A 12,867-nucleotide genomic window follows, 5' to 3' on the forward strand; every position below is an offset into this window, starting at 1 on the left:
TTTTCCTGAAAAAAGTCTGGATTTATTCAAAAATCTTTCTATCCCTTTTATAAAATTTCTGTCATACTGGGTACAAAGACAATAAACGCCCCTGTGGCACGCAAAATGCCGCCGGGCTGATGAATGTGAGGTCATCCTGATGAACCGCTCCCTGCTGTATCCCCGCGCTACCACCACCCGCCGTCTCATCGGCCTGGACGGGATGTGGCGTTTCAGCTTCGACCCCGAGAGCAAGGGTGTGGAGGCCGGATGGGCGCTGGACCTACCCTCCTCTCTTTCCATGCCGGTACCCGCCTCCTTCTGCGACCTGTTCACCGACAAGGCCTCCCGCGAATACTGCGGTGATTTCTGGTACGAGACCAGCTTTTTTGTCCCTGCGGAATGGAGCGGCTGGGACATTGTTCTCCGGTTTGGCTCGGTCACCCACCGGGCCCGGGTCTTTGTCAATGGCGTGGAGGTGGCCCAACACGAGGGCGGCTTCCTGCCCTTTGATGCCACCGTGACCAACATCGTGCGCTACAACCAGTTCAACAAGCTCAGTGTTCTGGCGAACAACGAGCTCAGCGAGACGATGCTACCCGCAGGCACCACCTGTACCCTTGCGGATGGCAGAAAGATCGCCGCACCCTACTTTGATTTTTACAACTACGCCGGCATCCACCGGCCCGTCTGGCTGATGGCCCTGCCCAAGGAGCGGGTGCTGGATTATTCCACACGATACCGCCTGACCGAGACCGGGGCCGAGATCGACTATACCGTGTCCACCAACGGCCCCCACCCCGTGACTGTGGAGCTTTACGACGGCACCACCCGGGTGGCCGAAAGCTCCGGCACCACCGGCACGCTGGTGGTCAAAAACGCCAGGCTGTGGAATGTCCACGCCGCCTATCTCTACGATCTGGTCATCCGCATCCACGAGGGCAGCGCGGTGGTGGACGAGTATCTGGACCGGATCGGCATCCGCACCTTTGAGATCCGGCACGGGCGTTTCCTGCTCAACGGCAGCCCGGTCTATCTGCGGGGCTTCGGCCGGCACGAGGATGCCGACATCCGGGGCCGCGGGCTTGATCTGCCCACCGTCAAGCGGGATTTTGAGCTGATGAAGTGGATCGGCGCAAACTGCTTCCGCACCAGCCACTACCCCTACGCCGAGGAGATCTACCAGATGGCCGATGAGGAGGGCTTCCTCATCATTGACGAAGTCCCCGCCGTGGGCTTTATGCAGAGCACAGCCAACTTCCTGGCCGCCAATCAGGGCAACGGCAGGCAGCAGGGCTTTTTTGAGAAGGAGACCACGCCTGCGCTGCTCAAGAACCACAAGGCAGCCCTGACCGATATGATCGACCGGGACAAAAACCACCCCTCGGTCATCGCATGGAGCCTGCTCAACGAGCCTCAGTGTACCAGCGCGGGCACGGAGGAATATTTCAAGCCCCTGTTTGAGCTGGCCCGCCGCCTCGACCCCCAGAAGCGCCCCCGTACTTATACGGTCCTGATGACCAGCCTGCCCGACACCAGCAAGGGCCAGCGCTTTGCCGATTTCGTCAGCCTGAACCGCTACTACGGCTGGTATGTACTGGGCGGGGCCGGGCTGGCAGATGCTGAAGCCGCCTTCCACCATGAGATGGACGGCTGGGCAAAAGTCCTGCATGGCCGCCCACTCATCTTCACTGAGTACGGCACCGACAACCTGAGCGGTGCGCACAAGCTCCCCAGTGTGATGTGGAGTGCCGAGTACCAGAATGAATATCTGGAGATGACCCACGCCGTGTTCGACCACTACGATTTCGTACAGGGTGAGCTGGTGTGGAATTTTGCCGATTTCCAGACCACCGAGGGCATCCTGCGGGTGGACGGCAACAAAAAAGGCATCTTTACCCGCCAGCGCCAGCCCAAGGATGCGGCGTACCTCTTCCGGAAGCGGTGGACAACGCTGCCGGTCGATTTCAAGAAGCGAAAAAAATGATCCCAAAAAACAGCAGCGCCCTGCCGGTTTGCCCCGGCAGGGCGCTGCTTGTTTGATATGCTTTTTACTTGATGCAGCTCGAGCACGGGCTGTACCCTGCCGCAATGGCCTCCTCGTAGCTGGAGAAGAGGATCTGGTTCTTCTCCGCAGGGAGGTTTGCACAGCTGGGCAGGTGGAACTTTTTGCTGTTCACGTTGCCGATATACCCCTGCTGCGCGGTGGACGCTGCCGCCGGGTCGGTGTGGTTGAGCTCAGCATCGGTAGCCGTTTTCTCGGTGCGGATGGTATAGTTCTGTCCATCGGAACCGATCACAATGGCCCCCAGCAGGTCCGTGCGGTAAACATCCACGCCCGCATCCCGCAGGATGCTCAGGGTCTCCTCGTGGGGGTGGCCGTACTTGTTGTTCACACCGCAGGAGATGATGCCCATCTCGGGCAGGACGGCGTTCAGGAAGATGTAGCTCGTACTGGTGCTGGAGCCGTGGTGGCCCACCTGCAGAACATCTGCCTTCAGGTTGGCACCGCTGTTCACAAGATCGCGCTCCGCATCCGATTCCATATCGCCGGTGAGCAGAAAGCTGGTGGAGCCGTAGTCCACCCGCAGAACGATGGAGGTATCGTTGGTGTTGTCATACTGCGCCACAGGGCCCATCATGGTCACAGTGGCGCTGCCCAGCGGCCAGACCGTGCCCACGGCGGGCACCTCCACCTGCAGGCCCTGCTGCCCGGTGTACTTGACGAAATCCTGAAAGCACTTGGTGGAGGCTTCCGTCACGGGGCTGTACACATGGTCTGCCGGAAAATAGGCCAGCGCAGCGGACAGGCCGCCCACATGATCCTCATGGGCGTGGGAGCAGAACACATACTGCAACTCCTCCACACCGAGATTCTGCAGGTAGGAGACGACATAGCTGCCATCGTCCACATTGCCGCCGTCGTAGAGCATATACTGGCCGTCACATTCCACCAGCACGCTCAGGGCCTGCCCCACATCCAGGAAGTGCATCTCAAAGTTGGCGGTCTGGCCGTCTCCGGCAGGCTGGGCAGTGCTGACCGTAGGAGTGCTGCTGCCCGGCACCACCGCCGAGGCATCACAGGCGGCAAGGCCAAGGGCCAGCGCCGCAGCCAGGGCCAGAGCGGCAATGCGCCGCCAAAAGCTTACTTTTTCTTTTTTGAAGTTTTCCACGCTGTATTCTCTTTCTGTTGATCATTCTTCGGCTTACGGGGTGCCGTGCCGTTGGGCGCAAAGCGTGCGCCGGGGCTGGGCTGGCGGCCGCCTGCGGTGCGGGCCGGGGCGGCTCCGCGGCTCTGATTCCTGCCTCCCCTGCCCTTGTTGGAGCGGACGGTATAGGTGCCGTCGTTGTGGATGGTCACCTCGGCAGGCTCGGCCCGGCGGGCAGAGCGCTGGACCGCGCGGCGGCCCTCGGCGGGCACCAGCAGCGGGATCAGGTCCTCCCTGTGGGTCATTTTCAGCGCTTTGATGACCTTTTCGGCATTGCGGGGCTCGTAATACTGGAGCAGGGCGCGCTGGAGCGCTTTTCCCTCCGCAGTCTTTTCCACGAACACAGGCTTGAGGGTGTAGGGGTCAAGGCCGGTGTAGAACATGCAGGTGCTCACCGTGCCGGGGGTGGGATAGAAATCCTGCACCTGCTCGGGGCGCATGTGGTTTTTGTAGAGATACTCGGCCAGATAGACGGCATCGCTCAGGGTGCTGCCCGGGTGGCTGGACATCAGGTAGGGCACGAGGTACTGCTTTTTGCCCGCCTTCTTGCTCAGCTCGTAGAACTTATCCTTGAACTTGTTGAAGGTCTGGATGGGCGGCTTGCCCATGTAGGCCAGTGTGTTGGGGGCGCAGTGCTCCGGGGCCACCTTCAGCTGGCCGGAGACGTGATACTCCACCAGCTCCTTGAAGAAGGTGTCGTCCGGGTCAGCCATCAGGTAATCGAACCGGATGCCGCTGCGGATGAACACCTTTTTCACGCCGGGCAGTTCCCGGACACGGCGCAGGATCTTGAGGTAATCGCTGTGATCCACGATCATGTGGGAGCAGGTGGTGGGGGCCAGGCAGTGCTTGCCGCCATTGCACATGCCCCGCAGCATCTGCTCCCGGCAGGACGGGAACCGGAAGTTGGCGGTGGGGCCGCCGATATCGTGGATGTAGCCCTTGAAATCAGGCTCATGGGTCATCCGCTCGGCCTCGGCCACAATGCTGTCGGCACTGCGGCTGGTGACCCGGCGGCCCTGATGCAGCTGGATGGCGCAGAAGTTGCAGCCGCCGAAGCAGCCGCGGTTCTGGATGATGGAGAACTGCACCTCCCGGATGGCAGGCACGCCGCCCATGCTCTCGTAGATGGGGTGGTAGCGGCGGGTGTAGGGCAGCGCATACACCTTGTCCAGCTCCCAGCGCACCAACGGCTTTGCCGGGATGTTCTGCACAAGGTACTTTTCACTCTGCTTCTGGACAATGATCTGGCCGCTGACCACATCCTGATTGTCCATCTGGATGCGGCAGGCTTTGGCGTAGGCCACCTTATCGGAGGCCACTTTCCGGAAACCGGCGCACTCCACATACTTTTCGGGCAGGTGGTCGAAATCGGTCAGGTAGCAGGTGCCATCCACATCGGTGATGGACTCCACCGGCTCCCCTGCCGCCAGCCGCCGGGCGATCTCCACGGTCTGGTGCTCGCCCATGCCAAAGCTGATGAGATCGGCTCCGGAGTCCTCTGCAATGCTGGGCAGAACGGTGTCCAGCCAGTAATCGTAGTGGGCAAACCGGCGCAGAGAAGCCTCCAGACCGCCCAGGATCACAGGCAGGTCGGGGTAGGCCTCCTTGGCCAGCCTGGTGTAAACGGTGGCGCTGCGGTCAGGCCGCGCGCCGCCGATGCCGCCGGGAGAGTATTCGTCCTCGGCACGCGGAATTTTTGCCACGGAGTAGTGGCTCACCATGCTGTCCACGTTGCCGCCGCCGATGAAAAAGCCGTACTTCGGCCTGCCGAACCGCTTGAAGTCCTCGCAGTCGGAATAACGGGGCTGGGCCAGCACGCCGACCTTATAGCCCTCGGCCTCCAGCAGGCGGCTGATGATGGCGGTGCCAAAGCTGGGGTGGTCAACGTAGGCATCGCCGCCCACCACCACAAAGTCCAGCTGATCCCACCCCCGGGCTTCCATGTCCGCCCGGCTGATGGGAAGAAATTCGGTATAGATCGGGGAAGTATTTTCCTGCATATCCTTTATATCCTCACTTCACACTTATGAAGTCTTTTAGAACGCAATTCATCTCATTATACGGAAAGATCTAACGGCAAATCCGAAATATCTTTCAATCTTTTTCCTTCCACCAATGTTTTAAGTGTTTCTATCACATCTGCCCGTTCTGTTGAGTTAACTGACGCGATCAATTCCGGCAATGCAAAGTGATATACACAATCAATGTCCCCTGTCCCAAGTGCAAGTGATGCAATTCTGGATGGAAGAGGTTCTCCCGTGACAACAACAATATGCGGAAGATGCCCTTTTCTATTACGAATCAGATTTAATGCTTCCGTACGACTGTTTTGTGCTCGATCAGATCTCATTGTCCATTTTGCCGAAACAGAAGCATGTAAGATTGCTTTGCCACCATTCTTTTCTCTCAAATCAGCATACCGACACACAGTATCATTTACGATAGGTTCTGTTGCGTTTATTTCCTCATCAGAACAAAGGTTTCGGTAAACAACAATATCAGGTGCTACCATATAGTCATTTCCAATCATAGCTGACAATTTTCTGTTAGCTTTTGTCAGTTCGGTCAAATACGCCAAATGTTCATATTGAGCGAATGTTGATGTTTTCGTCCTGCTTCTATTTCCAAGTTTAAGGACTTCCCAATTGCCCGGTCTAAGATGTTGCAGCTGTGGGAACGTTCTCTTTACAAACTCCATCGTAAGCATTTCAAATGACGCTCCTGCTGTTTGACCTGCAACACGCTCATTGGTTTCTGCCATCAGCTGCTCGGCAATTCCTTTAGCAATCATTACAGATATCACACTGTCTTTGTCTGCATTTGTGGCAACACCATTTGCATTGATTGCCAATGTACCAGTCTGCAGCAGTCTCTCATGGTATCTCTTGCGTTCCATTGCAATCAAGACTTCATCTTTCGGCATTTTCTAAGCACCTCCTGATTTCAATTCCAACAGCCTGCGCCACCGGTGGCGGAAAAGCATTGCCGATCATTCTACAGGCAATAGTCTTTTTGCTTCCAAAAGTCCATGTGTCTGGAAAACCTTGGATGCGTGCCATCATTCGACTGGTCAGACGTGGCATCCCGTCAAAATCCTGTTCCGGTGCCTCATTTGCAATTCCCTTTCCGTCAACGCCAAGCTCTGCCCATGCATTTTTTGCTCTTGTCGGGCCAAGGTCCGGTCCGCCATGCTTTTTAGAGCCTCCAACCAGTGTAGGTGCAATCCTATCAGCTCCTTCAGCCCATTTTTTTGCACCTTTCCATCCATTTTGTGACATCAGATCGCACAGTGTCTCTCCAACCGTAGGAGATTCTCTTGGATGCTCTTGTGGATATTCAAATGCCCCTGCCTGATCTTTTCGGATTCCAACTATAACAACCCTTGGACGAAGCTGGGGCACCCCATAATCTGAGGCATTCAATAATTTAATGTGTGTAACATACCCTAGCTTCTTTATCTCTGTAAAAATATGGTCTCGGTATTCCTCGAAGCCAGAGTCCAGAAAACCTCGAACATTTTCCAGCATAACAGCTCTTGGACGAATCTCTCGAATCAAACGAATTGCTTCCGGAAACAGGTCACGCTCATCATCCTTACCTAATTGCTTTCCTGCAACAGAAAACGGCGGGCATGGGACACCTCCTGCCAGCAAGTCCACTCCTTCATATGGATGACCATCAAACTTATGGACATCTGCACAAATAACATTCCATTCCGGACGGTTCGCTTTCAGAACATTACAGTACTCTTGTTCATATTCAACAAGTGCAACATGGACAAAACCCGCCATTGCAAGACCCAAAGCCTGCCCTCCCGCACCTGCACATATTTCAACACACGTTAAAGGCCGTCGCATTAGTTATTGCTCCTATATAAAACTATAATTATTCCTCCGGCTGATTCATCTGCATCTCCAGCCACTGCTGGCGGCTGATGAGGACAGCGCGGGGCTTGGCACCCTCATAGGGGCCGATGATGCCCTTCTGCTCCATCTCATCCATGATGCGGGCGGCGCGGGCATAACCCAGCTTACAGCGGCGCTGCAGCAGGCTGGTGGATGCCTGCCCGGCATCGATGACCACCTCAACGGCCTGCTTGAGCATCGGGTCGCTGCCGGTCTCCTCATCCGCATCTGCAGAGGATGCGCCCTTCTTGCCATCCTGAATGGCGTGCTTTTCCATGGCTTCGATCATGGCCTCGTCGTACTGGACGGTGGCGCTCTGCTTGATGAAGTCCAGCACGCGGCTGATCTCCTCATCCCGCACAAAGGTGCCCTGGATACGCACCGGCTTGGGCGCGCCCACAGGCATAAAAAGCATGTCGCCCTGGCCCAGCAGCTTCTCGGCACCGGCACCATCCAGAATGGTGCGGCTGTCCACCTGGCTGGACACGGCAAAGGCAATGCGGCTGGGGATGTTGGCCTTGATCAGGCCGGTGATGACATCCACGCTGGGGCGCTGGGTGGCAACGATGAGGTGCATTCCGGCGGCACGGGCCTTCTGGGCAATGCGGCAGATGGAATCCTCCACGTCCTTGCCCACGACCATCATCAGATCGGCCAGCTCGTCGATGATGATGGCGATATAGGGCATCTTTTCCAGCATGGGATCGGTGGCCGCCAGCTTGTTGAAGGATTTGATGTCACGGACATTGTTTTCCGCAAACAGGTGGTAGCGGCGCTCCATCTCCTGCACCGCGCTGCTCAATGCACCCGCCGCCTTTTTCGGCTCGGTGATGACGGGCATCAGCAGGTGGGGGATGCCGTTGTACTCTGCCAGCTCCACCACCTTGGGGTCGATGAGCATGAGCTTCACGTCCTCGGGGCTGGAGCGGAACAGGATGCTGATGATGATGCTGTTCACACAGACAGATTTACCGCTGCCGGTGCTGCCCGCGATGAGCAGATGGGGCATCTTGCACAGGTCGGCCACCTGGGCCACACCGGCAATGTCCTTGCCCAGCGCCACGCCCAAGGGCGAAGTCATCCGCAGGAAGGCCTGGCTTTCAAAGACACTGCGGATAAAAACGGGGGTCTTTTTGTGGTTGGGCACCTCGATGCCCACGGCAGGTTTGCCGGGGATGGGTGCTTCCATGCGGACATCGGCCACGGCAAGGTTCAGGGCGATATCATCGGCCAGCGAGGTGATGCGGCTGATCTTCACGCCCGCCATGGGCTGGACCTCGTACCGGGTAACGGAGGGGCCCCGCGAGATATCCAGCACCCGGGTGCGCACGCCGAAGCTTTCCAGCGTGTCCACCAGCTTCTGGGCGTTGGCCTTCAGCTCGTCCTGGGCACCGGGGTCCCCCTCCTCGGCAGACTTTTCAAACAGCTCGATGCTGGGGTACTGATACTGGAAGGTCTCCACCACCTCCGGCTCCTCGGCCGGGGCGGTGGCGGCAGCCTGCTCGCCTGCGGCGGGTTTTTCCATGGCAGCCGCCACCAGCGTGTTCAGGTCTTTTTCCTCCACCGGTTCGCTGGTAATGCTGATCCAGCCGTCCTCGTCCGGTTCACTGCGCATGGCCACCGCGTTTTCCGCGCTGACCCGCACCGGCACCACCGGCTCATCCGTAGTGGGCAGGGTGGGGGTCTGGAACACCGGCATCTCAGGCTGCACGGGCTCTGCCGGTGCAGCCGCAGGGGCTTCCGGGGCCGCAGGCGGCACGGTGGGATTCACCACCGGGGCCGGAGCAGGCGATCCGGCGGGCGCGAAGAAATCCTCGGCGGCAGTCTCCACGGCATCCGGCACCACCGGTTTGACGATGGCCCGGGGCGGGGCCTTTTGGAGCGGGTCCTGCCCAAAGGTGCCGCCCGGCCCGATGATGATGGGCTCAATGGGCTCGCTTCCGCCCTCGGAAACAGAGGTATCCGGCCCAAGATCAATATCAAACGCCGCGCGGGGATGGTTGGAGGTCACCTTGACCGGCTCAAAGGCTGGGGCAGGCTGGGCGGGAGCCGGTTCCGGCTCCACCGGCGCAGGCGGCTCGTAGCCCAGAGAATCGTCCACGGGAGCAGGTTCCGCTTCGCCTTCCATCTCCTTGGTCACCTTGTGGCCCCAGCTGAACACGCCGGACAGCCACCCGGGCACCGGAATGCCGCCGGGCACGTCTTCCTCATCGAAATTATCATCGTAATCGTCCGCAGGTTCCTCGGCGCAGTACTCCTCTTCCGCCTGCCGGGCCGCAAGGCGCTCAGCACGGCGGGCGGCGTTCTGCTCATAGACCGCCACGCCTTTTTCATGCACACCGCCGCCCACATTGCAGAGCCACTGCCAGCACTCGGCAGGGGTGATATCAAAAATATACAGGCTGGCGCACAGGGCCAGCACCGCCATGACCAGATTGGCCGCAGGCCGCCCGCAGAGCAGGAGCAGGTTGCCGCCCAGCAGAGTGCCCAGCACGCCGCCGCCCAGCCAGGCGTTTGCGCCGTTCTGGTAGCAGGCAGCGATCATCTGGGCAGCGGTCAAGTCGGCGGAGATATCCGAAAACACGATGACCGTGCCGCTGGCAAAGATCAGCCCCAGCAGCAGCTTGAACACCTGCATCAGCAGGTCCTGCCCCCGGGTGTAGAGGATGGCCAGATAGCACACCGCCGCGCCCAGCACAAAGCTGCCGCAGCCGAACAGCCCGAATAGGATCTGGTGGGCGCTCTTCCAGACGGAGTCCCCCTCCACGAACGCCAGCACGATGAGCAGCAGCCCCACAAACAGGGTGCCCAGCCCCGCCGGCATCCGCTCCTCGGCCCGGCTTTTTCTGCGTGCAGACGCGCGCTTTGCAGTTGTTTTTCGCTTTCGTTTTGCCATTTTCTGTTCTGACCCCTGTCCTTTGTTCCCATAGTATTCGATTCTTTCATTATACCACGGGTTGGGTCAAGTGGCAATTATAGAATGCAGACCGGTTTGACCCTTGAATGCCGCGTGCGGCATCCATTCTGCACAGATAAGGCAGCAAGCAAAAATGCAGTACCTTCCATGCGAGAAAGCGCAGAGAAGGTACTGCATTTTTTAATTTCAGCCCCATTCAGGGTGCAAAAACATCCATAACATCGGTACACCACTTCAGCTGCCGGGCAAACTTTTCCCGCAGGACATCGTCACTGCCGCTGCCCTTGAAAAGCCCCTTGTTGTTTTCCACGGCAAAATACAGGGTGCCGTCCCGGTGCAGGCTTCCGCTGAAGCTGCCCTCGGCTGTTCCGGCCAGGGCCAGTAGCTTCCGGCATTTTTCCTCCGTCAGACAGACGTTCCGGGCGGTGTCATCGTCTGCTGTCAGCTTGAACTGCTGTTCAAAGCCGTCCACGGGGTTTTGCACCGATGCGCTCCGGACAAGCTGCCCCAGCTTCCCTCTTGGGGTAAAGGTCAGGCTCACCGGCATTGGTGTACCGTACCGGCAGATGCCCCACAGACCGGCGTAGACCGTGTCATAGGACGGCGCATTGACCACAGTGGGGTCGTCTGGGTCCGTATAGCTGACATCCCGGTCCAGTTCGATGCTACACAGCTCCACCTCATAGCCCCGGTACTTTGCCCGGACGTGTTCCCCGCCGGTCATGCGGTCATACTGGGGCAGCGGAAGCCCCGATTCTCCAAAGCAGGTGATCCGGCCATTGGGTGCAAACTGCACCTCCTGAAACACGGCATCCAGCACCACCGGAACGATGCGGCGATCCGCATCCTGCCGTGCGGCCTCCTTCCGGCTGCTGTGCAGCCACCCCAGAAGAAGCACCACTGCGATCACAAAGAGCATTCCATAGGGCATAGTGTCCTCCTTTCCTCTGTCCGGCTCAGCCGCAGATGTTAAAGTACAGGCTGGCGTAGGGGTCCAGCGGGGAAAGATCCATGATGTTGCCCTCAGGGCTGACATTTTCCAAGTTGTCCAGCGCCATGGCATCGGCATAATTGTCCGGCTGCGCCTGTGCGGCAAACACCAGCCCATCGTAATCCTCGGGCAGATAGACCACATAGCTCTTGGTAAAGATCTTGTCGTCACTGGTGCTGCTCATATTCCAGTCGGTGGAGAAGAAGAACTCGATGTCGTAAGCGTTGTCGTTCCAGTACACTGTGTGATAATAATGGTTCTTGTCCCGGCCCGTATCTCCTCTGGCGGTGGATGCCGTGAGCCATGTGCCGGTATAGGCATCGTAGAGCTCGCTGGAGATGTAGGTTTCGTAGGTCTGTCCAAAGTAGGGGATGGAGGAATCCGGGATGTAGCAGACCGCATCGAACTGGATCTCCCGGATGCCGTCGTGGGTCACATCGTTATACTTTGTCACCTGCCAGTAGCACAGGTCGGTGTTGTAGCCGCTGCCCTTTCCGGTAAAGCTGCACACGCCGCTGTCCAGCTGGATGGGGTCAGAGGAATCCACGGCGGCATTGATCTCCAGCCCATTTTTCTCAAAGCAGGTCGCCCGGGAGACGATGGCATCCACCGGGTGCAGCGCATCCGAAGACCCCACCTCCAGCAGGTCGCCGCTGACGGAAAGATCCAGCCGCATCTGCGGGGTATCATCGTCGAAATAGAGATCCATACCGTATTCGTCCGCATCTGCCGTGCCGGTGTAAATGGCCTCATCCTCAGAGTTGACGAATTCAAAGGTGCTGTCCTCATGGACACGGAGCCAGAGGTCGATGTCGTAATAGCCCCACAGACCGATATAATCATTGAGGTAGTCGTAACCATCCATGGCACTGACCTCCTCCACAGAGGAAGCCGTGCTGACGGCAGCCGGAGCACTGCTGGCCGGGGCAGCACCGCCGCAGCCGGTACAGAGGATGCCTCCCGCCAGCAGAAGGCCGGCAAGGGGCAGCAGACGTGTTTTGTGTTTCATGGTCGTTTTCTCCTCTTCAAAGTTTCTGCCCCGCTGCCCAGACAAACAGCAGCGTCAGCAGGATATACGCCGCATCCAGCATTGCCGCCATGATGCACAGGACCTGAAGCCCCCGGCGCAGCCGGGGCTTCCGCGGCAAAAGCCGGGGCAGCACATACAGCCCGGCCAGCGTCAGCACAAGCAGCAGAACCGATCGTTCCAGTGTCATATTCTCAGCCCTCAATTCACCAGCTCAAGCTGATCGCAGATGTTGTAGAACACATCCTGCATGTCGTCTGCCTCATCAGCAATGGTGCCAAAGGCATAGAGATAGGTGTAGTCGTCGGTGTCTACCGTGTAGACCATCCATTCCCGCTGGTCCTCCCCCGATCCTGTGGTGTACCAGACAATGTACACCGGGTAGGAAAGATTCTGGGTGTAGTCCTCATCCTGGAAGCAGGTGACGTTATAGGGTTCTCCCTCGCCGGTATCCAGGGCCGCAAATTGGGCGGCATATTCTGCGTATTCCTCCACGGTCTCGTCGGTCCGCAGCGACTGGAACGCCATATCCACCACCAGCACCGAACCGTCCTGGGTCATATCCTCATAGGTGTAAGTGCCATCCTCGTAGTTCTCGTTCATCAGGTTTTCCATGCTGGTAAAGGGCAGGCCGCCGCCCACCAGCACCGGGATACTCGCCACGTCCGAAGAGGCAGGGATCAGGTCGCCCCGGCCGTCCTCCGGCGGGATGACCTCATAGGCTCCCGCCTTGTCGGTGTCCGAAGCCGTTCCTGCGGCCTCGGAACTGCTGCAGCCGGTCAGGGAAAAGACCAGCAGTGCGGCAAGCAAAAGTGCAATGTGTTTCATTTGTCGTT

The 12,867-nt window shown here is 58.5% G+C and carries 10 protein-coding genes; 1 reads left to right on the top strand and 9 read right to left on the bottom strand.

Features of this window, described 5'->3' with window-relative positions; all coding sequences use genetic code 11:
* The first annotated feature begins 139 nt into the window (after positions 1 to 139).
* Positions 140 to 1,966 carry a beta-glucuronidase gene (gene uidA, locus GXM22_RS11555; RefSeq protein ID WP_005931592.1) on the top strand — a complete coding sequence of 609 codons (1,827 nt, stop codon included), beginning with the start codon at positions 140 to 142 and terminating at the stop codon, positions 1,964 to 1,966.
* 64 nt (positions 1,967 to 2,030) lie between these two features.
* Here uidA and GXM22_RS11560 read toward each other — a convergent pair whose 3' ends face one another.
* The 9 genes from GXM22_RS11560 to GXM22_RS11600 form a co-directional block, all read right to left on the bottom strand.
* Positions 2,031 to 3,152 carry an MBL fold metallo-hydrolase gene (locus tag GXM22_RS11560; RefSeq protein ID WP_099357291.1) on the bottom strand — a complete coding sequence of 374 codons (1,122 nt, stop codon included), beginning with the start codon at positions 3,150 to 3,152 and terminating at the stop codon, positions 2,031 to 2,033.
* Positions 3,125 to 5,191 (bottom strand): YgiQ family radical SAM protein, encoded by a 2,067-nt coding sequence (locus GXM22_RS11565; protein WP_099357290.1) that lies wholly within the window; start codon positions 5,189 to 5,191, stop codon positions 3,125 to 3,127. The genes GXM22_RS11560 and GXM22_RS11565 overlap by 28 nt, the downstream gene beginning before the upstream one ends.
* A gap of 56 nt (positions 5,192 to 5,247) precedes the next feature.
* The gene (locus GXM22_RS11570; RefSeq protein ID WP_005931608.1) at positions 5,248 to 6,114 is read right to left on the bottom strand and encodes an NgoMIV family type II restriction endonuclease; all 867 of its coding nucleotides are present in this window, start codon (positions 6,112 to 6,114) and stop codon (positions 5,248 to 5,250) included.
* A complete protein-coding gene (locus GXM22_RS11575) occupies positions 6,101 to 7,048 on the bottom strand; it encodes a DNA cytosine methyltransferase (protein WP_035393721.1) in 948 nt (315 codons plus the stop codon). The genes GXM22_RS11570 and GXM22_RS11575 overlap by 14 nt, the downstream gene beginning before the upstream one ends.
* 28 nt (positions 7,049 to 7,076) lie before the next feature.
* Positions 7,077 to 9,992 carry a DNA translocase FtsK gene (locus tag GXM22_RS11580; protein ID WP_035393724.1) on the bottom strand — a complete coding sequence of 972 codons (2,916 nt, stop codon included), beginning with the start codon at positions 9,990 to 9,992 and terminating at the stop codon, positions 7,077 to 7,079.
* Positions 9,993 to 10,209: 217 nt separating this feature from the next.
* Positions 10,210 to 10,944, bottom strand: coding sequence for a DUF3137 domain-containing protein (locus tag GXM22_RS11585; protein ID WP_005931616.1), 735 nt, complete (start codon positions 10,942 to 10,944; stop codon positions 10,210 to 10,212).
* 25 nt (positions 10,945 to 10,969) lie between these two features.
* Positions 10,970 to 12,013: a hypothetical protein gene (locus tag GXM22_RS11590; RefSeq protein WP_005931619.1), complete on the bottom strand. Its 1,044-nt coding sequence runs from the start codon at positions 12,011 to 12,013 to the stop codon at positions 10,970 to 10,972.
* 16 nt (positions 12,014 to 12,029) lie between these two features.
* Complete coding sequence (locus GXM22_RS11595; protein ID WP_005931622.1) at positions 12,030 to 12,221, bottom strand: hypothetical protein; 192 nt, start codon at positions 12,219 to 12,221, stop codon at positions 12,030 to 12,032.
* 11 nt (positions 12,222 to 12,232) lie between these two features.
* Complete coding sequence (locus GXM22_RS11600) at positions 12,233 to 12,859, bottom strand: hypothetical protein (protein ID WP_005931626.1); 627 nt, start codon at positions 12,857 to 12,859, stop codon at positions 12,233 to 12,235.
* Between the last annotated feature and the right edge of the window lie 8 nt (positions 12,860 to 12,867).

It is taken from the genome of Faecalibacterium duncaniae, from assembly GCF_010509575.1.
In the GTDB taxonomy this organism is placed as follows: Bacteria; Bacillota; Clostridia; order Oscillospirales; family Ruminococcaceae; genus Faecalibacterium; species Faecalibacterium duncaniae.